Below are 23,647 nucleotides of genomic sequence, written 5' to 3'. Positions count from 1 at the left end.
CGAGGCTGCGCCCATGCTGCTGAGCCTCGCCCTGTGGCTGCAGAGCCTGTCGCCGGAATTCGGCTTCCTGCGGGTCTTCCAGTACCTGACCTTCCGCGCGCTGATGGCGGCGCTGACCGCGCTGCTGCTCGGCCTGGCCGCCGGCCCCTACGTGATCCGCCGTTTGACCGCGCTCAAGATCGGCCAGCAGGTGCGCAGCTACGGCATGGAGACGCACCTGACCAAGAGCGGCACGCCGACCATGGGCGGCGTGCTGGTGCTGTTCTCGATCGCCTTCTCGACCTTTCTGTGGTTCGAGCTCTCGAACCGCTTCGTCTGGATCGTGCTGTGGGTCACGCTGGGCTTCGGCGCCATCGGCTGGGTCGACGACTGGCGCAAGGTGGTGCGCAAGGACCCCGAGGGCATGCGCTCGCGCGAGAAGTACTTCTGGCAATCGGTGGTCGGGCTGGTGGCCGCCTTCTACCTGCTGTTCAGCATTTCCGAGAGCTCCAACTGGCGCGTGCTCGAGCTGTTCTTCACCTGGATGCGCTCGGGCTTCGACCTCGACTTTCCGCCGAAGATCAACCTGCTGGTGCCCTTCTTCAAGGAGATCAGCTACCCGCTCGGCGGCATCGGCTTCGTGATCCTGACCTACCTGGTGATCGTCGGTGCCAGCAACGCGGTGAACCTCACCGACGGCCTCGACGGCCTGGCGATCATGCCGGTGGTGATGGTCGGCTCGGCGCTCGGCGTGTTCGCCTATGTCACGGGCAGCGCGGTGTACTCGCGGTACCTGCTGTTTCCGCACATCCCGGGTTCGGGCGAGCTGCTGGTGTTCTGTTCGGCAATGGCCGGCGCCGGCCTGGCCTTCCTGTGGTTCAACACCCATCCGGCGCAGGTCTTCATGGGCGACGTCGGCGCGCTCGCGCTCGGCGGCGCGCTCGGCACCATCGCGGTGATCGTGCGGCAGGAGATCGTGTTCTTCATCATGGGCGGCATCTTCGTGGTCGAGGCGATCTCGGTGATGGCGCAGGTCAGTTACTTCAAATACACGAAGAAGCGTTTCGGCGAGGGCCGGCGCGTGCTCAAGATGGCCCCGCTGCACCATCATTTCGAGAAGAGCGGCTGGCGCGAGACGCAGGTCGTGGTCCGCTTCTGGATCATCACGATGCTGTTGTGCCTGGTCGGCCTGTCCACCCTGAAGCTGCGTTGACACCATGCGGCACTTGAAAGACCTCCACGTCCTCGTCCTGGGTCTCGGCGCGTCCGGCCTGGCGATGGCACGCTGGTGCGCGCGCCACGGCGCAGTGCTCACGGTGGCCGACACCCGCGAGGCGCCGCCGCAACTGGCGACGCTGCGCGCCGAACTGCCCGATGCGGTGTTCGTCGGCGGGCCCCTGTCGGCCGCGCTGGTCGAAGGCACGCCGGTGCGCGCGGTCTACCGCTCGCCGGGCCTGTCGCCGGCCTCGGTGGCGGTGGTGGTCGATGCCGCGCGGGCCATGGGGCTGACGGTCGGTGGCGAGCTGGACCTGTTCGCGCGTGCGCTCGCGGATCTGCGCACGGTCGAAGTGGTCGAAGCCCCCGCGGCTGCGCCCGCTGCCGAAGCCACCGAGCCGGCATCGCCGGAACCGGAGCCGCTTTCCGCCCCGGAAGCGGATCTCCATGACCCCGGTTTCGAGCCGCAGGCGCCGGCTGCCGACGCGCCCGAGTTCGAGTCGGCCCGCCCGGCCGAGGCGATCGCCGCCGCGCTGCCCGACGAGGACGACGATTCCTTCTCTCCCATGCCCGAGGTCGTGCTGCCGCCGCCGGTGCCGCAGGGCTACATGCCGGCCGTGCTGGCCATCACCGGCACCAACGGCAAGACCACCGTCACCGCGCTGACCGGCCAGCTGGTGGAGCGCGCCGGCAAGTCGGTCGCCGTGGCCGGCAATATCGGCCCGACGCTGCTCGACACGTTGTCGGCCCGCATGGATGCCGACGACCTGCCCGAAGTCTGGGTGCTCGAGCTGTCGAGTTTCCAGCTCGACGGCGTCCAGGGCTTCGAGCCGACCGCCGCCACCGTGCTGAACCTGTCGCAGGACCACCTCGACTGGCATGGCGACATGGCGGCCTATGCCGCGGCCAAGGCACGCATCTTCGGCAGCAAAGGCGTGATGGTGCTCAACCGAGAGGACCCTGCCGTCATGGCGATGCGGCCGGCGCCGGTGAAGCTGGCCCGGGGCCAGGTGGCGCGCAGCGTCATCACCTTCGGCGCCGCGATGCCGCTGCGTCCGGGCGACTACGGCATCGAGCGCCTCAACGGCATGGCCTGGCTGGTGCGCGCCCTCGAGGCCGATGAAACGCAGAAGCGCAAGCGCGGCGCCGCGGTGGAGGAGGAGGAAATCTTCATCCAGCGCCTGATGCCCGCGGACGCGCTGCGCATCCGCGGCCGCCACAACGCGCTCAACGCGCTGGCCGCGCTGGCATTGGCCACCGCGGCCGGCTGCCAGCTGGCGCCGATGCTCTACGGCCTGCGCGAATACCGCGGCGAGCCGCACCGGGTCGAGCCGGTGGCGATCGTCGGCGAGGTCGAGTACTTCGACGACAGCAAGGGGACCAACGTCGGTGCCACCGTCGCGGCCCTGGTCGGTCTCGGCGAGGAGCGCCGGCTGGTCGTGATCCTCGGCGGCGAGGGCAAGGGCCAGGACTTCGGGCCGCTGGCCGCGCCGGTCGCGCAGTACGCGCGCGCCGTGGTGCTGATCGGCCGCGATGCGCCGCAGATCGAGGCCGCCCTGGCCGGCACCGGCACCGCGCTGCTGCATGCGGCGTCGCTGCCCGAGGCGGTGACATTGGCGGCCGGGCGCGCCCATCCGGGCGACGCGGTGCTGTTGTCGCCGGCCTGCGCCAGCTTCGACATGTTCCGCGACTATGCGCACCGGGCCCAGGTGTTCTGCGAGGCCGTGGAGGCGCTCGCCGATCTGCCGACCCACCCCGTGGAGGATGCGCAATGAACACCGCGACCACCGCCACGCCCGAGAAATCCGGCCGCTTCGGCGGCTGGTTCGGCCGCGCCAGGAGCGGCATCGATGCGCTGCCGATGCACTTGCCGGTGCGGCTCGGCAACGCCGGCATGACCCAGACCAAGGCGGCGCCGGTGCGGGTGCTCGGATTCGACCAGGCGCTGGTCTGGGTCACCGTGGCCTTGCTGGCCTGGGGGCTGGTGATGGTCTATTCGGCCTCGATCGCGCTGTCCGACAGTCCGCGCTTCGCGCGCGCCGGCTACACGCCGACCTTCTTCCTCACGCGCCATGCGGCCTCGCTGGTGATCGCCGCGATCGCCGGCCTGCTGGCCTTCCAGGTGCCGATGAAGACCTGGGAGCGCACCGCGCCCTGGCTCTTCGTCGCCTCGCTGCTGCTGCTGGTGGCGGTGCTGATCCCGCACATCGGCATCAACGTCAACGGCGCCCGCCGCTGGCTGCCGCTGGGCTTCATGCGTTTCCAGCCCTCGGAGCTGGCCAAGCTCGCGATGGTGCTCTACGCCGCCAGCTACATGGTGCGCAAGATGGAGATCAAGGAGCGCTTCTTCCGCGCCGTGCTGCCGATGGGCATCGCGGTGGTGGTGGTCGGGATGCTGGTGATGGCCGAGCCGGACATGGGCGCCTTCATGGTGATCGCGGTGATCGCGATGGGCATCCTGTTCCTGGGCGGCGTCAATGCGCGCATGTTCTTCGTCATCGCGGCGCTGGTGGTGGTGGCCTTCGGCACCATCGTGGCGACCAGCCCCTGGCGGCGCGAGCGCATCTTCGCCTACCTCGATCCGTGGAGCGAAGAGCATGCGCTCGGCAAGGGCTACCAGCTCTCGCACTCGCTGATCGCGATCGGCCGTGGCGAGGTCTTCGGCGTCGGCCTCGGCGGCAGCGTCGAGAAGCTGCACTGGCTGCCCGAGGCCCACACCGACTTCCTGCTGGCCGTGATCGGCGAGGAGTTCGGCCTGGTCGGCGTGCTGCTCGCGATCGGCCTGTTCCTGTGGCTCACGCGCCGGATCATGCACATCGGCCGCCAGGCGATCGCCCTCGATCGTGTGTTCGCGGGCCTGGTGGCGCAGGGCATCGGCATCTGGATCGGCTTCCAGGCCTTCATCAACATGGGCGTGAACCTGGGCGCATTGCCGACCAAGGGCCTGACCTTGCCGCTGATGAGCTTCGGCGGCTCGGCGATCCTGTTGAACGTCGTGGCACTGGCCGTCGTGCTGCGGATCGACTACGAAAACCGCGTCCTCATGCGCGGAGGCCGCGTATGAGGACGCGGTTTCGCCAAAACAGAGTCAGCGCGAAGCGCTGCGGCGCGAATGCGCCGCTGATGCGCGGAGGCCGCGTATGAGCCGTACGGCACTGGTCATGGCGGGCGGCACGGGAGGACACATCTTCCCGGGCCTGGCCGTGGCCGAGGCCCTGCGCGAGCGCGGCTGGCGCGTCCACTGGCTCGGCGCCCCGGGCAGCATGGAAGAGAAGCTGGTGCCGCCGCGCGGCTTCGCCTTCGAGCCGGTGCAGTTCGGCGGCGTCCGCGGCAAGGGGCCGCTGACGCTGGTCCTGCTGCCGATGCGCCTGCTGCGTGCCTTCGTGCAGAGCATGGCGGTGGTGCGCCGCGTGCGCCCCGATGTGGTGGTCGGCCTCGGCGGCTACATCACCTTCCCGGGCGGCATGATGAGCGTGCTGCTCGGCAAGCCGCTGGTGCTGCACGAGCAGAACTCGGTCGCGGGCCTTGCCAACAAGGTGCTTGCGGGCGTTGCCGACCGTGTCTTCACCGCCTTCCCGAACGTGTTCAAGAAGGCGCAATGGGTCGGCAATCCGCTGCGTGCCGCCTTCCTGTCGCAACGCGACCCGGCCACGCGCTTCGCCGGCCGGGTCGGCCCGCTCAAGCTGCTGGTGGTCGGCGGCAGCCTCGGCGCCCGCGCGCTCAACGCCGTGGTGCCGAAGGCGCTGGCCCTCATTGCTCCGGCCGAGCGCCCGCAGGTCACGCACCAGAGCGGCGCCAGGCAGATCGACGAGCTGCGCGCCAACTACGCCGCCGCCGGCGTCGACGGCGAGCTCACGCCTTTCATCGAGGACACGGCGCAGGCCTATGCCGAGGCCGACCTGATCGTCGCCCGCGCCGGCGCCAGCACCGTCACCGAAATCGCGGCCGTCGGCGCAGCAGCGCTGTTCGTGCCTTTTCCTTCCGCCGTGGACGACCACCAGACCACCAATGCCCGCTTCCTTGTCGACGCGGGCGGCGGCTGGCTCGTTCAACAAACCGAACTGACTCCTGAATTGCTGGCCGAATTGCTGAAGAACACCGGGCGCGCTGCGCTCCTCGAACGCGCCGTGAAGGCCCAAACCATGCAAAAACGCGAGGCCGTCGACGAGATGGTCCGCGCCTGCGAGGAGCTTGCGAAGTGATGCCCACCCTCGTTGCTTGCTCACTTCGTGTAGCCGCCTCCCCCCTCAAGGGGGCGACGCCAGCGGCCCGGCAAAGCCGGTTCCGCGGCATCTCCCGAACGGGCTTCGCTGCGCTTGCCGCCGTGTGGCAAGCGTCGATCGATGGAGGTCGCGTATGAAGCATGCCATTCGACACATTCACTTCGTCGGCGTTGGCGGCTCGGGCATGAGCGGCATCGCCGAAGTGCTGCTCAACCTCGGCTACACGATCTCCGGCTCCGACCTGGCCGACAGCGCGACCTTGAAACGCCTGGCCAGCCTCGGCATCGCGACCTTCGTCGGCCATGACGCCGCGAACATCGCGGGCGCCGATGCGGTCGTCACCTCGACCGCGGTCAACGCCGAGAACCCCGAGGTGGTGGCGGCGCGCGAGAAGCGCATCCCGGTGGTGCCGCGGGCCATGATGCTGGCCGAGCTGATGCGGCTCAAGCAGGGCATCGCGATCGCCGGCACCCACGGCAAGACCACCACCACCAGCCTGGTGGCGAGCGTGCTGGCGGCCGCCGGGCTCGATCCGACCTTCGTCATCGGCGGCCGGCTCAACAGCGCCGGCGCCAATGCGCAGCTCGGCAGCGGCGACTACATCGTGGTCGAAGCCGACGAGTCCGATGCCTCGTTCCTGAATCTGCTGCCGGTGATGGCGGTGGTCACGAACATCGATGCCGACCACATGGAGACCTACGGGCACGACTTCGCGAAGCTCAAGAAGGCCTTCGTCGATTTCCTGCATCGCATGCCCTTCTATGGCGTCGCGATCCTCTGCATCGATGACCCGGCCGTGCGCGAGATCGTGACGGCGGTGTCCTGCCCGGTGACCAGCTATGGCTTCGACGAGGATGCCCAGGTGCGCGCGGTCAACGTCCGCGCGGTGGGCCCGCAGATGCACTTCACGGCCCAGCGCCGCAACGGCGTGACGCTGCCCGACCTCGATATCGTGCTGAACCTGCCGGGCGAACACAACGTGCGCAATGCGCTCGCGGTGATCGCGGTGGCGGTCGAGCTCAACGTGCCCGACGAAGCGGTGCAGCGCGGCCTGGCCGACTTCAAGGGCGTGGGCCGGCGCTTCCAGCGCTACGGCGAAGTGCCGCTCTCCGGCGCCCGCACGGGCCGCTTCACGCTGATCGACGACTACGGCCACCACCCGGTCGAGATGGCGGCGACCATCGCCGCCGCACGCGGCGCCTTTCCGGGGCGGCGCCTGGTGCTGGCCTTCCAGCCGCACCGCTTCACGCGCACCCGCGACTGCTTCGAGGATTTCGTCAAGGTCATCGGCCAGGCCGATGCGGTGCTGCTGGGCGAGGTCTACGCCGCCGGCGAGGCGCCGATCGTGGCGGCCGACGGCCGCTCGCTGGCGCGCGCGCTGCGCGTCGCGGGCAAGGTCGAGCCGGTGTTCGTCGACGAGATCGCGGCCATGCCGCAGGCGATCCTGGACAACGCGCGCGAGGGCGACGTCGTGATCTGCATGGGCGCCGGATCGATCGGCGCCGTGCCGGCCAAGGTGGTCGAGATCGGCGCGCTGGCGCCGCAGAAATCGGAGCGCTTCACGCGCGAAGGGAGGGCGCTGTGAGCGCCGCCCGGCCGCCCGAAGGCGCTCGTACCGCGGTGCGCAGCACGGAGGTTGCACTATGAGCGTCATGGATCCAAAGGCCTTCGGCAAGGTCGCCGTGCTGTTCGGCGGCAGTTCGGCCGAACGCGAGATTTCCATCATGTCGGGCACCGGCGTGCTCGAGGCGCTGCGCTCGCGCGGCGTCGATGCGCATGCGTTCGACCCGGCCGAGCGCGATCTTGCCGAACTCAAGCGCGAAGGCTTCGCACGCTGCTTCGTCGCGCTGCACGGCCGCCACGGCGAAGACGGCACGGTGCAGGGCGCGCTCGAACTGCTCGGCCTTCCCTACACCGGCTCGGGCGTGATGGCCTCGAGCGTGGCGATGGACAAGGTCATGACCAAGCGCATCTGGCAGGCCGACGGCCTGCCGACGCCGCGCTACGTGCGCCTGGCCTTCGACCAGCAGAGCCGCGAGCAGGTCAACGCCGTGCCCGACGTGCTGGGCCTGCCGTTGATCGTGAAGCCGCCGCGCGAGGGCTCCTCCATCGGCGTCACCAAGGTGCAGGGCTACTCGCAGATGCAGGATGCGGTCGCCCTGGCGGTGCGCTACGACGCCGACGTGCTGTGCGAGGAATTCATCGAGGGCGAGGAAGTGACCTGCGCCGTGCTCGGCAGCGGCCTCGACGCCGTGGCGCTGCCGGTAGTGCGCATCGCCGCCCCCGAGGGCGCCTACGACTACCAGAACAAGTACTTCACCGACGAGGTCAAGTACCACTGCCCGAGCGGCCTGCCGGAGGCCGAGGAGCACGAGATCCGCCGCATCGCGCTGGCCGCCTACCACCAGCTCGGCTGCCGCGGCTGGGGCCGCGCCGACCTGATGATCCGCGCCAGCGACCGCAAGCCCTTCCTGCTCGAGATGAACACCTCGCCGGGCATGACCAGCCACTCGCTGGTGCCGATGTCGGCCCGCGCGGCCGGCATCGCCTACGAGGACCTGTGCCTGCGCGTGCTGGCGACGGCCACGCTGGATTCGGGTCTGCCTGGAGGCGCCGCCACGCCATGACACGAAGCATCCCCGTGCCCTTCGACGTCAAGCTCATGAACGTGCTCGCGACCCTCGTGTTCGCGATGTTCGCGGTCATGCTGCTGGCGGCGGGCGCCTGGTGGGTGCTGCGGCAGCCCTTCTTCCCGCTGGCCGGCATCAAGGTCGACGGCGAGGTCACGCACAACAACGCGGTCACCCTGCGCGCCAATGTCGCGCCGCAGCTGGCGGGCAACTTCTTCACGGTCGACCTGGCGCGCGCGCGCAGCGCGTTCGAGTCGGTGCCCTGGGTGCGCAAGGCGGTGGTGCGGCGCGAGTTCCCGAACAAGCTGCGCGCCACGCTGACCGAGCACGTGCCGGTCGCCCACTGGGGCGACGAGGCCGGCTCGAAGCTGATCAACGGCTTCGGCGAGGTCTTCGAGGCCAACGTGGCCGAGGTCGACGACAACCTGCCGCGGCTGGACGGTCCTCCCGATCAGGCCGGCCAGGTGCTGGGCATGTACCGCGTGCTGGCGCCGCTGTTCCAGCCTTACGACCTCGCCATCGACCAGCTCACGCTGACCAGCCGCGGCAGCTGGCGTGTGCTGCTCGACACCGGGGCCGTGATCGAACTCGGGCGCGGCCAGGGCGAGGAGGTGGTGGCACGCACGCAGCGCTTCCTGCGCACCGTGACGCCGGTGGCGGGCCAGTACGGGCGCACGGTGGCGGCGGTCGAGGGCGCCGACCTGCGGCACAACGAGGGCTATGCGCTGCGGCTGCGCGGCGTGACGACGGTCGTTGCCGACCCGAAGAAAAAGTAGAGAGAGCGAACAGAGGAAGCACATGTCCAAAGAGTACAAAGATCTCGTTGTCGGTCTCGACATCGGCACCGCCAAGGTGATGGCCGTGGTCGCCGAGGTGCTGCCCAACGGCGAGCTCAAGCTGGCCGGGCTCGGCATCGCGCCGAGCAACGGGCTCAAGCGCGGCGTGGTGGTGAACATCGATGCCACGGTGCAGAGCATCCAGCAGGCGCTGAAGGAGGCCGAGCTGATGGCCGACTGCAAGATCAGCCGCGTCTACACCGGCATCACCGGCAGCCATATCCGCGGCATCAATTCGAGCGGCATGGTGGCGGTGAAGGACAAGGAGGTCACGCCGGCCGATGTCGCCCGCGTGGTGGAGACGGCGCGCGCCATCAACATCTCGAGCGACCAGCGGCTGCTGCTGGTGGAGCCGCAGGAGTTCGTGATCGACGGCCAGGATGTGAAGGAGCCGATCGGCATGAGTGGCATGCGGCTCGAGGCCAAGGTGCACATCGTGACCGGGGCCCAGAGTGCGGCCGAGAACATCATCAAGTGCGTGCGTCGCTGCGGCCTCGAGGTCGACCAGCTGATGCTGAACCCGCTGGCCTCCAGCCTGGCGGTGCTGACCGAGGACGAGCGCGAACTCGGCGTCGTGCTGGTCGACATCGGCGCCGGCACCACCGACGTGGCGATCTTCACCAACGGCGCGATCCGCCACACGGCGGTGATCCCGATCGCCGGCGACCTGATCACCAGCGACATCGCGATGGCGCTGCGCACGCCGACCAAGGACGCCGAGGACATCAAGGTCGAGAACGGCTATGCCAAGCAGCTGCTGGCCGACCCCGACACCCAGGTCGAGGTGCCGGGCCTCGGCGACCGCGGCCCGCGCATGCTGAGCAAGCAGGCGCTGGCCGGCGTGATCGAGCCGCGCATCGAAGAGATCTTCTCGCTGGTGCAGCAGGTGGTGCGCGAGTCGGGCTACGAGGAGGTGCTGTCGTCCGGCGTGGTGCTGACCGGCGGCAGCGCGGTGATGCCGGGCATGGTCGAGCTCGGCGAGGACATCTTCCTGAAGCCGGTGCGGCGCGGCATTCCGAAGTACTCGAGCGCGCTGTCCGACATGGTCGCGCAGCCGCGTGCCGCGACCGTGATGGGCCTGCTCGAGGAAGCACGCTACGCGCGGCTGCGCGGCTTCAAGGTGGCGCAGAAGAACGGCTCGGTGAAAACCGCGTTCGGCCGCTTCAAGGACTTCATCGTGGGGAATTTCTGACCATGAACCCTCACCGTCTCTGGCTGGCGCGGGGGAGTCCGCCCCTGCATTTCAACGAGCGATGGCGACGAACCGGACCTCCGCCCTGACAGCGCTCAACGGTTACCCACAAAAAATTCATTCATCAATACACGGCAACTGCAAATTCAAGGAGTCAGAAAAATGGCTATCGAAATGATCGAGATCGAAGAGTTCAACCAGGGCACCCAGATCAAGGTGATCGGCGTCGGCGGCGGCGGCGGCAACGCGGTCGCGCACATGATGGAGCGCGGCGTGCAGGGTGTGCAGTTCGTCTGCGCCAACACCGACGCGCAGGCGCTGTCGCGCAGCAACGCCCACAAGACGATCCAACTGGGCACCAACGGACTCGGCGCCGGCAGCAAGCCCGAGAAGGGGCGCGATGCCGCCGAGGCCGCGGTCGACGACATCCGCGAATCGATCGCCGGCGCGCACATGCTGTTCATCACGGCCGGCATGGGCGGCGGCACGGGCACCGGCGCAGCGCCGGTGATCGCGCGCATCGCCAAGGAGATGGGCATCCTGACCGTGGGCGTGGTGACCAAGCCTTTCGATTGGGAGGGCGGGCGCCGCATGACCAACGCCGATGCCGGCCTGGCCGAGCTCGAAGCCAACGTCGACTCGCTGATCGTGGTGCTCAACGAGAAGCTGCTCGACGTGCTCGGCGAGGACGTGACGCAGGACGAGGCCTTCGCGCATGCCAACGACGTGCTGAAGAACGCCGTCGGCGGGATCTCGGAAATCATCAACGAGTACGGCGGCGTGAACGTCGACTTCGAAGACGTGCGCACCGTGATGGGCGAGCCCGGCAAGGCCATGATGGGCACCGCGGCCGCCAGCGGCCCGGACCGCGCCCGCATCGCCGCCGAGCAGGCCGTGGCCTGCCCGCTGCTCGAGGGCATCGACCTGTCGGGCGCCAAGGGCGTGCTGGTGCTGGTCACCGCATCGAAGGCCTCGCTGAAGCTGAGCGAATCGAAGCTGGCGATGAACACCATCCGCGCCTACGCATCTCCCGATGCGCACGTGATCTATGGCGCGGCCTACGACGACAACCTGGGCGACGAGATGCGCGTGACCGTGGTCGCGACCGGGCTGTCGCGCCAGGATGCGCGCCGCCAGGCACCGACGCTCGAAGTGATCCGCACCGGCACCGACAACATCCCGTTCACCGTGCCGACCCTCGGCACGGGCACCGGCCACGCCGCCAGCCAGCCGAACTACGACGGCATGGCCGTGCCGAGCGTGTGGCGCACCAACCGCACCATGGCCGCGGCCAAGGTCGATGCGCTGTCCTCGGGCGGCATGGACGATTTCGAGATCCCGGCCTTCCTGCGCCGCCAAGCTGATTGATGGCTCGCAAAGCTACTGCGCGCCCCGATCTTGCGCCTGCGATGCTCGCCGTACACAAGTACGGCTGCGCTTCTCGGCGCAACCTCGGGGCGCTCGCTACGCTTTTCGAACCATCAATCAATCCGGATAGGCCCATATGACGGCTATCGGGGACATAGCGAGGCGTGCGGCGCTGCGGACGGCGCGCGCCTCTAAAATGTCCTCCGTGCTGTCCCAACGCACCCTCAAATCGATCACGCGCGCCGTTGGCGTGGGGCTTCACAGCGGGCAGCGGGTCGAGCTCACGCTGCGGCCGGCGCCGGTGGATCACGGCATCGTGTTCCGTCGGGTCGACCTGCCCGAGCCGGTCGATATCGCGATGACGGCCGAGTCGGTGACCGACACCCGGCTGGCGTCGACCATCTCGTCGGGCGGCGCCAAGGTCCAGACCGTCGAGCACCTGATGTCGGCCTGCGCCGGCTTGGGCATCGACAATCTGCTGATCGACATCACGGCCGACGAGGTGCCGATCCTCGACGGCTCGGCTTCGTCCTTCGTCTTCCTGCTGCAGAGCGCGGGCATCCAGTCGCAGGCGGCGCCGCGGCGCTTCATCCAGGTCAGGAAGCCGGTCGAGGTGCGCGAAGGCGAGGGTGCCGATGCCAAGTGGGCGCGGCTCGAGCCGTACCACGGCTACAAGCTCAGCTTCGAGATCGACTTCGACCATCGCGTGGTCAACTCGACCGGACAACGCGTGGAGTTCGATCTCGGCAGCGGTTCCTACAGCCGCGACATCGCACGCGCGCGCACCTTCGGCTTCACGAAGGAAGTCGAGTACATGCGCTCCAAGGGCCTGGCCCTGGGCGGCGGTCTCGACAACGCGATCGTGATGGACGACACCAAGGTGCTCAATGCCGGCGGGCTGCGCTACGACGACGAGTTCGTCAAGCACAAGATTCTCGATGCGATGGGCGACCTGTACGTGATCGGCAAGCCGCTGCTCGCGGCCTATAGCGCGTTCCGCTCCGGCCATGCGCTCAACAACAAGCTGCTGCGCGAACTGCTCGCGCATCCGGACGCCTACGAGGTCGTGACCTTCGACGACGAGAAGCGTGCACCGGCCGGCTTCGCCGAAGTCGCGCGCGCCTGGTAGCGCGCTGCACGCCCGCCTTCGATGCTGCTGTTCCGCTGGGCCATCCTGCTGCTGCTCCTGGTGTCGGGCGTTGCCTTCGCGTTCTATGCGACCACCGGGCAGCTCAAGTACCGGCGCTTCGGCTGGATCGTGCTCAAGTGGACGTTGCTGGCCGCCTTCGGCTTCTTTGCGGTGCTGATCGCCGAGCGGGCGTTCTAGAAGAAGCCCGCAACCTTAGCGCGTCCGCCCGTCCCGATACCGCCCGCTGGTGCTGCGTCCGAGCGTCGTCGCCTGCCCGAGGCGCGCCAGCGATGCTCCCACGTGCGCGTGCGTGATGGCGATCCCCAGCGCGTCCGCTGCGTCGCTCCCCGGCAGGCCCGGCAGCTGCAGAAGGCGCTTGACCATCTCCTGCACCTGTGCCTTGGCCGCGCGCCCATGGCCCGCCACCGCCTGCTTCATCTGCAGCGCCGTGTACTCCGAGACCGTGAGGTTGCGGCTCACCAGCGCCGTCAGGCAGGCGCCGCGGGCCTGGCCCAGCAGCAGCGTGGATTGCGGATTGACGTTGACGAAGACGATCTCCACGGCGGCCGCATCGGGCTGGTAGCGCGCCGTGAGTTCGCCGATGCCGTCGAACAGCACCTTGAGCCGCGCCGGCAGTTCGCCGGTGCCGAGGTGGCGGGTGCTGATGGTCCCGCTGGCCACATAGCGCAGCGCGTGGCCGTCGACGTCGACCACGCCGAAGCCGGTGGTCTGCAGTCCGGGATCGATGCCGAGGATTCGCATTGGGAGGGGGCCGTTCCTTCAGGCGCCGAAGTACCAGCGCACCGAGTGGAAGAACACGGGTGCCGCAAAGCAGAGCGCATCGACCCGGTCGAGCAGGCCGTTGGCGCCGGTGACGCCGACGCCGCGACGGCCCCAGTGGGGAATGCCGCGGTCGCGCTTGAGTGCCTTCATCACGAGGTGGCCCATCGAGCCCGCCGCGCAGGCGATCAGCGACACCGCGAGCGCCTGGCCGAACTTGAAGGGCGTGATGAAGGAGAACAGCGCACCGACCACGCTGGCGATCGCCATGCCGAGCGCCCAGCTGGTCCAGTTGAAGCTGCGGCTCACGCGGGGCGCGAAGGGTTCCTGCATGAAGAGCCGGTGCCGGACCGCGCCCAGCCAGCCGGGCGGCTGGGGCGGCGGCGGGGCGCCCTCGGGCGGCATCGCCTTGCGCCGCGACACCAGGTGCTGCACCAGCATGCAGGTCTGGACCACGATCACCAGGAAGAACACCAGGAAGGCGCTCTTGCCTTCGTAGCCCGGAAAGGACAGCAGCAGCAGCGCCGGCACGTGGCTCATGCCGTAGACACAGACCATGATGCCCCACTGCAGCTTGGCAGTGCGTTCGAGGAAGTGGCTCGGGTCGTCGGCCAGCGCGCTCACCACCGGGATCGCGAGGAACGCGTAGACCGGGATGAACACCGTGAAGAGGTCGAAGTGCGCGGTCGCGACCAGCCAGAACTGGATCGGCAGCACCACGAAGAAGGCCAGGATCAGGCTGCGGTGGTCGCCGCGCCGGGTCGGCGACAAGGTGATGAACTCGCGCAGCGCCAGGAAGGCGATCAGCGCGAACAGCAGCGTCGCGACGGTTTCGCCCAGCGCCCAGCCGATCCAGAAGACCACCGCCATGAACCAGGTGGTGCGCAGCAGCAGGCGGAAGTGGAGCAGCTCGCGCTGCCAGATCTCGTCGTGGACCGGATTGCGTCGTTCCTTGAAGCTCAGCATGAAGGCCGCCGTGCTGACGATGACCAGCAGCCCGAAGACGATCACGAACAGGGCCGCGACCTGGTGGGTCGGGGAGAGATTGCGCAGGTACTGGTTCATGTGCAGGCAGGCCCTAGACGTTGCGCAGCGCGACCACCGCCTCGCGCGCCCGGTCCAAGAAGGGGCGGCGCTCCTCGCCCTCCTCGAGCCGGATCGGCGCGCCGAAGGTCACCGAGCACAGGATCGGCACCGGCACCACCTCGCCCTTGGGCATCACGCGCTGCACGTTGTCGATCCAGGCCGGCACCAGCACCGCCTCGGGGAACATCCGGGCCAGCGTGAAGAGCCCCGACTTGAACTTCTGCGGCTCGCCCGTGTGACCCCGCGTGCCCTCGGGAAAGATGATGATCGAGTCGCCGCTGTGCAGCGCTTCGATCAAGGGTTGCAAGGGGGCCAGCGCCTCCGCGCTGCCCGGGGGCGCGAGGGGCGAAGGCTCGGGCGCCGGCGGCGACAGCGGGATCTCGAACTGGGCGCTGCCGGGCTCGGCCGTCGCGACCGGCGCCGACGCATCGTCGAACGACGGCTCGATCCGCTCGGTGGGCCGCGGCTCGGGCGGCGCCGGCGGCACCACCGGCGCGCCGCCGCCGCGCTCGACATAGATCGCGTTGAACACCTCGGTCGTGATCCAGCGCTTGAACGGCGTGTTGGCCCAGTAGTCGCGTGCGGCGATCGGCCGCGTGATGCTGCGCAGCTCCTCGGGGAGGGCGGCCCAGATCATCACGAGGTCGAGGTGGCTCTGGTGATTGGCGAAATAGATGCGCTGCTCGGCCTTGGGCGGGCAGCCCCACCAGCGTGCCTGGGCACCCGTGAGCAGCCGGATCAAGGCCAGCAGTCCCCACCCCATGAACTTGGCAAGCATGGCGCTGATCATAGGTGGCTCGCCCCCGGGTTGCCCGGCACTTCGTGTCCGGGCAACCTGGGGGCGAGCTCAAGGTACTTCCGCGGCCGGCATGCGTGCTGCGATGGTTGCCGTTCGGCTCGCCAGATAGCCCGAGCCCTGGCGGCGCTCGAAGAACTTCGGGCTCGGCAGCATCACGGCGAGCCGCGCCGCTTCGTTGACGCCGAGGCGTGAAGCGGGCTTGTTGAAGTAGTGCTGCGCCGCGGCCTCGGCGCCGAAGATGCCTTCGCCCCACTCGACGTTGTTGAGGTAGATCTCCAGGATCCGTTCCTTGCCCAGGAAGAGCTCGAGCGCGGTGGTCAGCACCAGTTCCTGGCCCTTTCTGAGCATCGTGCGCTCGCCCGACAGCAGCAGGTTCTTGGCCAGCTGCTGCGTGATGGTCGAGCCGCCGCGCAGCGGCGCCGGGCGCGGCTCCTTGCCGCGTGCGCGCATCTGCGCGGCGCGCTTCGCAGCGAGCTCCTCGGCCTTGGCATTGCGCTGGCGGGCCCGCTCGATCGCCTCCCACTCCACGCCCTGGTGGTAGACGAACTCGCTGTCCTCGCTGGCGATCACCGCGCGCTTGAGCGTGTCCGAGATCTGGTGGTAGGGCACCCACTGCTGGCGCCATTCGCGCCCGCCGTTGCTGCGCCCCTGGGTGGCGAGATGCCAGGCCTCGGAGCGCTGGAAGGTCGTCGACTGCGGGTCGATCACCGCCATCGCGGCGATCCGCAGGATGAAGAAGAGCTGCAGCGCCAAGGCCGCGATCAGCACGCAGCCCACCAGGCGCGGGACGGCCCTCACCGGGCCTCGACGAGGGCGCGCAGCTCGGCCAGCACCGGCGCCGTCGGCGGTCGCACGCCACGCCAGATCTCGAAGGCCTCGGCGGCCTGCTCGACCAGCATGCCGAGGCCGTCGCGCGGCACTGCGCCGTGGTCGCGCGCCCATTGCATGAAACCGGCAGCCGCCGGGCCGTACATCATGTCGACGGCCAAAGACCCGGGCTTCAGCACGCTGGCCGGCACCGGCACGGCATCGCCGCCGAGGCTCGACGCGGTGGCGTTGACCAGCACGTCGAAGTCGCCGGGTACGGCATCGAGCGGCTGTGCTTCCAGGGACACGTGGTGCTGCAGCGCGAGCGCCGCGTGCCGCTGCACCAGCGCGATCGCCTTGCCGAGCGTGCGGTTGGCCACGACCACGCGCCGCGGACCGGCTTCGAGCAGCGGGCCGAGCACGCCGGCCGCGCCGCCGCCGGCGCCCAGCAGCAGCAGGTCGCGGTCCTTCAGCGCGACGCCGGCGTGCCGCGTGATGTCGTTGACCAGCCCGATGCCGTCGCTGTTGTCGCCGTGCACGCCATCGTCGCGGAAGCTCAGCACGTTGACCGCCTGGGCCAGCGCGGCGCGGGGCGTCAGGTGCTGCGAGAGCGCGGCGGCCTCGAACTTGAAGGGCACCGTGACGTTGCAGCCGCGCGCCGTGCCCGTGGTCTCGGCCCGGAACGCCGCCACCGCGCCGGCGAAGTCGTCGAGCGGCGCCAGTCGGCGGCCGTACTGGAGTTGCTGGCCGGTCAGTTCGGCGAAGCGCGCATGGATCCAGGGCGAGCGGCTGTGCTCGACCGGGTGGCCCATCACGCAGTACAGGTCGGTCATCGTTGCATGCTCAAAATCAAAGCTCCGTGCTTCGCACTGCGGTGCGAGCTTGCTTGGGAGCGGCCGGGCGCTGCGCATTGAAGCCCACACGCTCGGCACTTCGTGTCCTCGCTGCCCCCCGAGGGGGTACGAGCTTGCTTGGGGCGGCCCGGCGCTACGCTCATTGTCTGGCCGAGAGCTGGGTCTCCAGCGTCTCGTCGCGGGTGAACTTGAAGCGCGAGGGCAGCACGATCTGGTCGGCCTGGCGGCGCATCGCGTCGGTGAACTTGCCGAATCCGCCGATGCTGCGCACGATGGCCTGTGCGCGCCGGTCGAGCGTGCGGTCGCCGGAGCTCTCGACGATGTCGGTCGACAGGATCGAGCCGTCGTGGTTGACGGTCACCATCATGGTCAGCTCGCCGTACAGCTTCTTGCCGGCGGCTTCGGGGAAATTCTCGGTGCCGCGGACCTCGATCTTGCGGCGCAGCGCATCGACATAGGCGGCGTAGGCGGCCTCGCGCGTGGCCGGGCTGATGTAGCGCTTCTTGGGCCGCGCGTTCTCCTCGTTGACGCGGCGCTCGATCTCGGCCAGCAGCTCGACCAGCTGGCGCCGCTTCTCTTCGCGGGCCGCGGCCTCGCTCGGGTTGCCCTGGGCCCGCGGATCGGGCACCGGCATGCTGGCGAGCTGCTGCTTGATCTGGGCCAGCAACAGCATCTGCTGCTGCTGCATCGCCTCGACCTGGCGCTGGGCATCCTCCATCGAGTCGCCGATGGCGGTGAAGGTGGACGGCGGCAGCGGACTCGTGGCGCGCCCCTTGTCGAGGTCGCCGCCGCCGGCCAGCGAGGCCTGGGCGATCGCGCGGGCCTTGTCCGGCCGCTCGTTGGTCCTGGCGTTGACCAGGATCACCTCGAGCGGCGTCTCCTTGAAGACCCGGTTGAAGGACTCCGGGTCGACGAAGCGCACCGTCAGCAATGCGGCGTGCGCGACGACCGACACGCCGAGCGCGATCTGCAGCGTGCTGAGGTCGCGCAGGTTCATGCCGGTGCGTTCTCCGGTGCGGCCTCGCTGTCGGCCAGGTCGACGGCGATGGCGATCGGGCCGGCGACGTCTTCCTCGTCCTCGCCGCTCTCGTCCTCGGCCTGCGCATCGGCCGGCGCGGTGTCGAGCCGCTCGATGACGGTGCCGTGCACGTCGAGCGCGATCTCGTCGATCTCGCCGAGCCGCGCGCGCACCCGGGCGCCGCGCGGCAGGCCCTGCGTGCCGGCCACCTCGAACACCAGCGGCAGGGAGTCGGCACGCACCAGGGCGCCGTTCGGCAGCTCCTTGATCAGGGTCGCCTCGAGCTCGGTGATGCCCTGCTGCTGCAGGTACTTGAGGGTCCAGAAGCGTTCCATGCCGCCCTGGTGGCCGTTGTAGGTGCTGTAGGCGGCATCGAAGCCCGAGAGGATCGAGAACAGGTCGGCATCCTTGGGCTTGAACGGCGCCGCCAGCGCGGCGGTCTTGCCGTGGCGGGCCGCCGCGATGATCTGCCACTGGTTCACGAGGTCGGTGTAGCGGCGCAGCGGGGACGTGCTCCAGGCGTAGCTCTTCACGCCCAGGCCGGCGTGCGGCAAGGCCCGCGTGCCCATGCGCACCTTGATGCCGGGCGCCAGGCTGGCCTGGCTGCGGTAGAGGCCGGGCACGCCGAGCTCGCCGAGCCAGCCGCCCCAGCTGCTGTTGGCCAGGATCATGGCCTCGGAGACGATCAGGTCGAGCGGCGCGCCGCGCTGCCGGGTGCCGATCTGCACCTCTTCGTTGCCGGTCGGCTCGCCCTCGTGGCCGACCAGGCGGAAGGTGTAGTCGGGCCGGCTGAAGTTCTCGGGCTTGCCGCGCACCACCTCGCGCTGCGCCTTGAGCTGCTTCGCCAGCCTGAACAGGAAGGACAGCGGCGCGCGCAGCGGCGCCAGCATCGCGGGCGTGTCGGCGGCGCCGACCGATGCGTCTTCGAGCCATGGCTGGCTGATCACGGTGTCGAGCTGGTCATGGCGCAGGTTGGCGACGATCGGCACCCGTTCGAGCCGGGTCTCGGTGCCTTTCAGCGCCAGCGACGCCTCGTCGAAGGTGGCGTAGAGCGAGACGGCCGGGCAGTCGCGCCCTTCCTGCAAGGTGTAGGCCTCGACCACGTGGTCGGGCAGCATCGTGATCTTGTGGCCCGGCATGTAGACGGTCGACATGCGCGTGCGCGCCACCTGGTCGATGGCACCGCCCGGCATCAGGGCCAGGCCGGGCGCTGCGATGTGGACGCCGACCACCACGGTGCCGCTGCCGAGCCCCTGGACCGACAGCGCGTCGTCGATCTCGGTGGTCTGCGAATCGTCGATCGAGAAGGCCTGCACCGCTGCCAGCGGCAGCTCGTCGGCGATCGCCGGCGCCTGCAGCGACGGGAAGCCGGTGCCCTTGGGGAAGTTCTCGAACAGGAAGCGGCGCCAGTGGAACTGGTAGGCCGAGTCGATCGCGCCGGCCTGCTTCAGCAGCTCGAGCGGCGGGCGCTGGGTGGCGCGGGCGGCATCGACCACCGCCCTGTACTCGGGCGCGTTCTTGTCGGGCTTGAAGAGGATCTTGAACAGCTGCTCGCGCACCGGCGCCGGGCAGACGCCGGCGGCCAGCTGGCCGGCCCATTCGGCGATCTGCGCCTGGACCAGCTTCTTCTTCTCGATTGCGGCCAGCGCCTGCTGGATGATCTCGGCCGGCGCCTTCTTGAAGCGGCCCTTGCCGGCGCGGCGGAAATAGTGCGGGGCGTCGAACAGCGCCAGCAGTGCCGCCGCCTGCTGCGCCAGGGTCGGACGGGCCTGGAAATACTCTGCGGCCAGTTCGTCGAAACCGAATTCGCCCTCGGGCGCGAATTCCCAGGCCAGGTCGAGGTCGACCGTGGCCGCCAGCGCGCGCCCTTCGGCGATCAGCTCGGCCGGCGACGGCTTCTCGAAGCGCAGCACGATGTTGGCGCCCTTGACCTTGACCCGCTTGCCGGTCTCGAGCTCGACCTGCGCCGAGGCCTCGGCCTCCGACAGGACGCGGCCGCCCAGGTATTTGCCGGCTTCTTCGAACAATACAAACATGGCGCGGATTGTCCCATGCGCGGCCCGGCCAGGCGTTCAGACCGGGTTGATGAAGGCGAGGACGTCGTCGAGATGCTGGGTCTCGAAATCCGACAGGGCATGGTCGCCGCCCTCCAGGATCTTCAGCCGGCTGCCCGGATAGCGGTCCGACATGTCGCGCCAGTCCAGCACCTCGTCGCCCTTGGCGATGATCGCGAAGACCTGCTCCGGGCGGTCCAGCGGGCCGGCCTCGAGCGCGCGCAGCTCGGCGATGTACTCGGGCCGGAAATGGAAATGTTCGGACGGATCGTGCCAGAGGGTCTGTTCGCCGATATGGCGCACCAGGTCGCGGGCCGGATCGACCGCCGGGTTCAGCAGCACCGCCCGGCAATAGGTGGTGGCAGTGACATAGGTGGCATAGAAGCCGCCGAGCGAGGAACCCACGACCGCCATCGAGCTGCGCGGCCAATCGGCGATGCCCCGCATCACGAGCCCGATCGCCTCGCGCGGYGAGGGCGGCAGCTGCGGGCACCACCAGCGCAGGTTCGGGTGCTGGCTGGCGACGCGACGCGCCATCTGGCTGGCCTTGGTCGACCGCGGCGAGGAGCGGAAGCCGTGGAGATAGAGCAGGTGGGTGGTGGGCGGCATGCCGCGATTATCGGGAACCGGGCCCGAAAATGCCCCTGGAGCCCTTCGGACGGGCCCCGGGCGGGGATAATTGCGCCCCATGTCGGCCGTCTTCAACCAACCTTCGCTCGCGCGGCGCCTGTTGCCCGTGTTCCAGGGCTTCGACGGCTTCCTCGCCTTCGCCGTGCTGCTGTTGGCCTGCGCCGGCATGCTGACCATGTACTCGTCCGGCTACGACCATGGCACCCGCTTCGTCGACCACGGCCGCAACATGCTGCTGGCCGGCTTCATCATGTTCGTGGTGGCGCAGGTGCCGCCGCAGCGCCTGATGACCGCCGCCGTGCCGCTCTACACCGTCGGCGTGGCCCTGCTGGTGGCGGTGGCGATGTTCGGCATCACCAAGAAGGGCGCCCAGCGCTGGATCAACGTCGGCGTCGTGATCCAGCCCAGCGAGATCCTCAAGATCGCGATGCCGCTGATGCTTTCCTGGTGGTTCCAGCGCCGCGAGGGCCAGTTGCGGCCGCTCGATTTCGTCGTTGCGACGGTGCTGCTGGCGGTGCCGGTCGGGCTGATCATGAAGCAGCCCGACCTCGGCACCGCGCTGCTGGTGCTGGCGACCGGGCTGTCGGTGATCTTCTTTGCCGGGCTGTCGTGGAAGCTGATCGTGCCGCCCGTGGTGATCGGCCTGATCGTGGTGGCGCTGATCGTCGGCTTCGAATCCCAGCTGTGCGCCAACGGCTTCGACTGGAAGATCCTGCATGAATACCAGAAGCAGCGTGTCTGCACCCTGCTGGACCCGACCAAGGACCCGCTCGGCAAGGGCTTCCACATCATCCAGGGCATGATCGCGATCGGCTCCGGCGGCATCGGCGGCAAGGGCTTCATGCAGGGCACGCAGACCCACCTCGAGTTCATCCCCGAGCGCACCACCGACTTCATCTTCGCCGCCTATTCCGAGGAATTCGGGCTGGCCGGCAACCTGGCGCTGATCGCCGCCTTCATCTTCCTGATCTTCCGCGGCCTGGCGATCGCGCTCGATGCGCCGACGCTGTTCTCGCGGCTGCTCGCGGGCGCGGTCACGATGATCTTCTTCACCTACGCCTTCGTGAACATGGGCATGGTGAGCGGCATCCTGCCGGTGGTGGGCGTGCCGCTGCCCTTCATCAGCTACGGCGGCACCGCGATGGTCACGCTGGGCTTGGGGCTGGGCATCCTGATGTCCATTTCCCGTGCCAAGCGAATGATACAAAGCTGACCCCCAGGTTGGCTCACTGCGTGTAGCCGCCCACCCCCTTTCAGGGGGCGCTGCCGGCGGCCCGGCAAAKCCGGTTCCGCGGCAGCCCCCGAACAGACGCGCTGCGCGCAGCCGTATAAGAGTGACAGCGCCGATTTCCTTGGCCGGCGCAGCCAGGCCCGTTCGTGGAACACCGCGGAACCGGCTTCGCCGGGCCGCTGGTGTTGCCCCCGGCAGGGGGTGGGAGCGCTACACGAAGTGAGCGCGACCTGGGGGGGAGCCATAGAATCCCGGCATGATCTCCCGCGAACCCACCATCGAGCGCCTCGTCACGGCGCAACAGCTCCTGCTCACGCCCTTCGGCCTCGACGAATCGCACCTGTCGCGTGCGCTCGCCGAGATCAAGGCGCACCAGGTGGACGACGCCGACCTCTACTTCCAGTACACCCGCAGCGAGGGCTGGAGCCTCGAGGAGGGAATCGTCAAGACCGGCAGCTTCAGCATCGACCAGGGCGTCGGCGTGCGCGCGGTCAGCGGCGAGAAGACGGCCTTCGCCTATTCGGACGACATTTCCGAAGCCTCGCTGCTCGATGCCGCACGCACCGTGCGCAGCATCTCGGCCGCCGGCAAGAACGCGCGGGTCAAGGCGCCGACGCGCAAGATCGCCGGCAGCCGCTCGCTCTACAACGGCGTCGACCCGATCTCGACGCTGAACAGCACCGCCAAGGTCAAGCTGCTCGAGAAGGTCGAGCAGCTGGCCCGATCGCGCGATCCGCGCGTGGCCCAGGTCATGGCCGGGCTGGCGAGCGAATACGACGTGGTGCTGGTGGCGCGCGCCGACGGCACCCTGGCCGCCGACATCCGGCCGCTGGTGCGCCTGTCGGTCACCGTGATCGCCGAACAGAACGGCCGCCGCGAAGTCGGTTCCGGCGGCGGCGGCGGGCGTTTCGGCCTGGCCTACTTCGATGACGCGCACATCGCCGAGTATGTCGACCAGGCCGTCAAGTCGGCCCTGACCAATCTCGATTCGCGCCCGGCGCCGGCCGGCGAAATGACCGTCGTGCTCGGGCCGGGCTGGCCCGGCATCCTGCTGCACGAGGCCATCGGCCACGGGCTCGAAGGCGACTTCAACCGCAAGGGCTCGAGCGCCTTCTCGGGGCGCATCGGCGAGCGCGTGGCGGCCAAGGGCGTCACCGTGCTCGACGACGGCACCATCGCCGACCGCCGCGGATCGCTCAACGTCGACGACGAGGGCAACGCGACCCAGCGCAACGTGCTGATCGAGGACGGCATCCTCAAGGCCTACATCCAGGATTCGCTCAACGCTCGCCTCATGAAGGCCAAGCCGACCGGCAACGGCCGGCGCGAGAGCTACGCCCATGCGCCGATGCCGCGCATGACCAACACCTACATGCTCGGCGGCGACCGGGTGCCGGAGGAAATCGTCGCCAGCATCAAGAAGGGCCTCTACGCCACCAACTTCGGCGGCGGCCAGGTCGACATCACGAGCGGCAAGTTCGTGTTCTCGGCCAGCGAGGCCTACTGGGTCGAGAACGGCAAGATCCAGTACCCGGTGAAGGGCGCGACCCTCGTCGGCAACGGCCCCGATGCACTGACGCGCGTCACCATGATCGGCAACGACATGGCGCTCGATTCGGGTGTCGGCACCTGCGGCAAAGAGGGCCAGAGCGTGCCTGTGGGCGTCGGCCAGCCGACGCTGCGGATCGACGGATTGACGGTCGGCGGTACCGCCTGAAATGGCCCCCACGCTCCGTCACTTCGTGTACTCGCTGCCCCCCGAGGGGGCCGCAGGCCGCCTTGGGGCGGCCCGGCGCCGGCCTTTTCTGTGCTAAAG

General features: G+C 69.1%; 21 protein-coding genes. 13 read left to right on the top strand and 8 right to left on the bottom strand.

The genetic code is table 11. The features are described 5' to 3' along the window. Window positions 1-13: 13 nt before the first annotated feature. The 11 genes from mraY to AC1D2E_RS18090 all read left to right on the top strand — a co-directional run bounded on the left by mraY (window position 14) and on the right by AC1D2E_RS18090 (window position 12,770). Window positions 14-1,192, top strand: coding sequence for a phospho-N-acetylmuramoyl-pentapeptide-transferase (gene mraY, locus AC1D2E_RS18140; RefSeq protein WP_478198677.1), 1,179 nt, complete (start codon window positions 14-16; stop codon window positions 1,190-1,192). Between the two features lie 4 nt (window positions 1,193-1,196). Beyond that, a complete protein-coding gene (gene murD, locus AC1D2E_RS18135; RefSeq protein WP_478198676.1) occupies window positions 1,197-2,969 on the top strand; it encodes a UDP-N-acetylmuramoyl-L-alanine--D-glutamate ligase in 1,773 nt (590 codons plus the stop codon). Then, window positions 2,966-4,258, top strand: coding sequence for a putative lipid II flippase FtsW (gene ftsW / locus AC1D2E_RS18130; RefSeq protein ID WP_478173309.1), 1,293 nt, complete (start codon window positions 2,966-2,968; stop codon window positions 4,256-4,258). Before murD ends, ftsW begins: the two co-directional genes overlap by 4 nt. Before the next feature lie 76 nt (window positions 4,259-4,334). Next, window positions 4,335-5,396, top strand: coding sequence for an undecaprenyldiphospho-muramoylpentapeptide beta-N-acetylglucosaminyltransferase (gene murG, locus AC1D2E_RS18125; RefSeq protein ID WP_478198675.1), 1,062 nt, complete (start codon window positions 4,335-4,337; stop codon window positions 5,394-5,396). Window positions 5,397-5,550: 154 nt separating this feature from the next. Further along, entirely contained in the window at window positions 5,551-7,002 is a 1,452-nt protein-coding gene (gene murC, locus AC1D2E_RS18120; protein WP_478173307.1) for a UDP-N-acetylmuramate--L-alanine ligase, read from the top strand. 58 nt (window positions 7,003-7,060) lie between these two features. Further along, entirely contained in the window at window positions 7,061-8,044 is a 984-nt protein-coding gene (locus AC1D2E_RS18115) for a D-alanine--D-alanine ligase (RefSeq protein WP_478198674.1), read from the top strand. Beyond that, complete coding sequence (locus tag AC1D2E_RS18110; protein WP_478198673.1) at window positions 8,041-8,823, top strand: cell division protein FtsQ/DivIB; 783 nt, start codon at window positions 8,041-8,043, stop codon at window positions 8,821-8,823. Before AC1D2E_RS18115 ends, AC1D2E_RS18110 begins: the two co-directional genes overlap by 4 nt. A 22-nt stretch (window positions 8,824-8,845) precedes the next feature. Beyond that, a complete protein-coding gene (gene ftsA / locus AC1D2E_RS18105) occupies window positions 8,846-10,075 on the top strand; it encodes a cell division protein FtsA (RefSeq protein WP_286368870.1) in 1,230 nt (409 codons plus the stop codon). Between the two features lie 162 nt (window positions 10,076-10,237). Next, window positions 10,238-11,443, top strand: a complete 1,206-nt coding sequence (gene ftsZ / locus AC1D2E_RS18100) for a cell division protein FtsZ (RefSeq protein WP_478198672.1) — start codon at window positions 10,238-10,240, stop codon at window positions 11,441-11,443. 205 nt (window positions 11,444-11,648) lie between these two features. Continuing rightward, window positions 11,649-12,572, top strand: coding sequence for a UDP-3-O-acyl-N-acetylglucosamine deacetylase (gene lpxC, locus AC1D2E_RS18095; protein ID WP_478198671.1), 924 nt, complete (start codon window positions 11,649-11,651; stop codon window positions 12,570-12,572). 21 nt (window positions 12,573-12,593) lie between these two features. Then, window positions 12,594-12,770 (top strand): hypothetical protein, encoded by a 177-nt coding sequence (locus AC1D2E_RS18090; protein WP_478198670.1) that lies wholly within the window; start codon window positions 12,594-12,596, stop codon window positions 12,768-12,770. Window positions 12,771-12,785: 15 nt separating this feature from the next. Here AC1D2E_RS18090 and ruvC read toward each other — a convergent pair whose 3' ends face one another. The 8 genes from ruvC to AC1D2E_RS18050 all read right to left on the bottom strand — a co-directional run bounded on the left by ruvC (window position 12,786) and on the right by AC1D2E_RS18050 (window position 20,579). Next, window positions 12,786-13,334: a crossover junction endodeoxyribonuclease RuvC gene (gene ruvC, locus AC1D2E_RS18085; RefSeq protein WP_478173301.1), complete on the bottom strand. Its 549-nt coding sequence runs from the start codon at window positions 13,332-13,334 to the stop codon at window positions 12,786-12,788. A gap of 18 nt (window positions 13,335-13,352) precedes the next feature. Beyond that, window positions 13,353-14,417, bottom strand: coding sequence for a phosphatidate cytidylyltransferase (locus AC1D2E_RS18080; protein ID WP_478198669.1), 1,065 nt, complete (start codon window positions 14,415-14,417; stop codon window positions 13,353-13,355). 13 nt (window positions 14,418-14,430) lie between these two features. Next, window positions 14,431-15,216, bottom strand: a complete 786-nt coding sequence (locus AC1D2E_RS18075; RefSeq protein WP_478198668.1) for a lysophospholipid acyltransferase family protein — start codon at window positions 15,214-15,216, stop codon at window positions 14,431-14,433. A gap of 69 nt (window positions 15,217-15,285) precedes the next feature. Next, window positions 15,286-16,035: a monofunctional biosynthetic peptidoglycan transglycosylase gene (gene mtgA / locus AC1D2E_RS18070; protein ID WP_478198667.1), complete on the bottom strand. Its 750-nt coding sequence runs from the start codon at window positions 16,033-16,035 to the stop codon at window positions 15,286-15,288. Beyond that, complete coding sequence (aroE, locus tag AC1D2E_RS18065) at window positions 16,032-16,877, bottom strand: shikimate dehydrogenase (protein ID WP_478198666.1); 846 nt, start codon at window positions 16,875-16,877, stop codon at window positions 16,032-16,034. The genes mtgA and aroE overlap by 4 nt, the downstream gene beginning before the upstream one ends. A gap of 160 nt (window positions 16,878-17,037) precedes the next feature. Beyond that, entirely contained in the window at window positions 17,038-17,895 is an 858-nt protein-coding gene (locus tag AC1D2E_RS18060; protein WP_478198665.1) for an energy transducer TonB, read from the bottom strand. After that, window positions 17,892-19,952, bottom strand: coding sequence for a ribonuclease catalytic domain-containing protein (locus AC1D2E_RS18055; RefSeq protein ID WP_478198664.1), 2,061 nt, complete (start codon window positions 19,950-19,952; stop codon window positions 17,892-17,894). The genes AC1D2E_RS18060 and AC1D2E_RS18055 overlap by 4 nt, the downstream gene beginning before the upstream one ends. A gap of 36 nt (window positions 19,953-19,988) precedes the next feature. Beyond that, window positions 19,989-20,579, bottom strand: coding sequence for a YqiA/YcfP family alpha/beta fold hydrolase (locus AC1D2E_RS18050; RefSeq protein WP_478198663.1), 591 nt, complete (start codon window positions 20,577-20,579; stop codon window positions 19,989-19,991). A 79-nt stretch (window positions 20,580-20,658) separates the two neighbouring features. Between AC1D2E_RS18050 and rodA the strand changes: the two genes are divergently transcribed. Together rodA and tldD are read left to right on the top strand one after the other, a co-directional pair. Then, complete coding sequence (gene rodA / locus AC1D2E_RS18045) at window positions 20,659-21,813, top strand: rod shape-determining protein RodA (RefSeq protein ID WP_478198662.1); 1,155 nt, start codon at window positions 20,659-20,661, stop codon at window positions 21,811-21,813. Window positions 21,814-22,087: 274 nt separating this feature from the next. After that, window positions 22,088-23,548 (top strand): metalloprotease TldD, encoded by a 1,461-nt coding sequence (gene tldD, locus AC1D2E_RS18040; RefSeq protein ID WP_478198661.1) that lies wholly within the window; start codon window positions 22,088-22,090, stop codon window positions 23,546-23,548. The last annotated feature ends 99 nt before the right edge of the window (window positions 23,549-23,647 follow it).

This window comes from Variovorax sp. P1_H2 (genome assembly GCF_056405295.1).
This window is presented reverse-complemented; position numbering and strand designations above follow the sequence as displayed.

What these genes read in the sequence shown, in the direction of transcription:
- ruvC (WP_478173301.1), bottom strand. Translation starts at nt 13,334, where the DNA reads ATGCGAATCCTCGGCATCGATCCCGGACTGCAGACCACCGGCTTCGGC.
- AC1D2E_RS18110 (WP_478198673.1), top strand. Translation starts at nt 8,041, where the DNA reads ATGACACGAAGCATCCCCGTGCCCTTCGACGTCAAGCTCATGAACGTG.
- AC1D2E_RS18080 (WP_478198669.1), bottom strand. Translation starts at nt 14,417, where the DNA reads ATGAACCAGTACCTGCGCAATCTCTCCCCGACCCACCAGGTCGCGGCC.
- AC1D2E_RS18090 (WP_478198670.1), top strand. Translation starts at nt 12,594, where the DNA reads ATGCTGCTGTTCCGCTGGGCCATCCTGCTGCTGCTCCTGGTGTCGGGC.
- aroE (WP_478198666.1), bottom strand. Translation starts at nt 16,877, where the DNA reads ATGACCGACCTGTACTGCGTGATGGGCCACCCGGTCGAGCACAGCCGC.
- ftsA (WP_286368870.1), top strand. Translation starts at nt 8,846, where the DNA reads ATGTCCAAAGAGTACAAAGATCTCGTTGTCGGTCTCGACATCGGCACC.
- ftsZ (WP_478198672.1), top strand. Translation starts at nt 10,238, where the DNA reads ATGGCTATCGAAATGATCGAGATCGAAGAGTTCAACCAGGGCACCCAG.
- mraY (WP_478198677.1), top strand. Translation starts at nt 14, where the DNA reads ATGCTGCTGAGCCTCGCCCTGTGGCTGCAGAGCCTGTCGCCGGAATTC.
- murG (WP_478198675.1), top strand. Translation starts at nt 4,335, where the DNA reads ATGAGCCGTACGGCACTGGTCATGGCGGGCGGCACGGGAGGACACATC.
- tldD (WP_478198661.1), top strand. Translation starts at nt 22,088, where the DNA reads ATGATCTCCCGCGAACCCACCATCGAGCGCCTCGTCACGGCGCAACAG.
- AC1D2E_RS18075 (WP_478198668.1), bottom strand. Translation starts at nt 15,216, where the DNA reads ATGCTTGCCAAGTTCATGGGGTGGGGACTGCTGGCCTTGATCCGGCTG.
- rodA (WP_478198662.1), top strand. Translation starts at nt 20,659, where the DNA reads ATGTCGGCCGTCTTCAACCAACCTTCGCTCGCGCGGCGCCTGTTGCCC.
- ftsW (WP_478173309.1), top strand. Translation starts at nt 2,966, where the DNA reads ATGAACACCGCGACCACCGCCACGCCCGAGAAATCCGGCCGCTTCGGC.
- AC1D2E_RS18055 (WP_478198664.1), bottom strand. Translation starts at nt 19,952, where the DNA reads ATGTTTGTATTGTTCGAAGAAGCCGGCAAATACCTGGGCGGCCGCGTC.
- murD (WP_478198676.1), top strand. Translation starts at nt 1,197, where the DNA reads ATGCGGCACTTGAAAGACCTCCACGTCCTCGTCCTGGGTCTCGGCGCG.
- murC (WP_478173307.1), top strand. Translation starts at nt 5,551, where the DNA reads ATGAAGCATGCCATTCGACACATTCACTTCGTCGGCGTTGGCGGCTCG.
- AC1D2E_RS18060 (WP_478198665.1), bottom strand. Translation starts at nt 17,895, where the DNA reads ATGAACCTGCGCGACCTCAGCACGCTGCAGATCGCGCTCGGCGTGTCG.
- AC1D2E_RS18115 (WP_478198674.1), top strand. Translation starts at nt 7,061, where the DNA reads ATGAGCGTCATGGATCCAAAGGCCTTCGGCAAGGTCGCCGTGCTGTTC.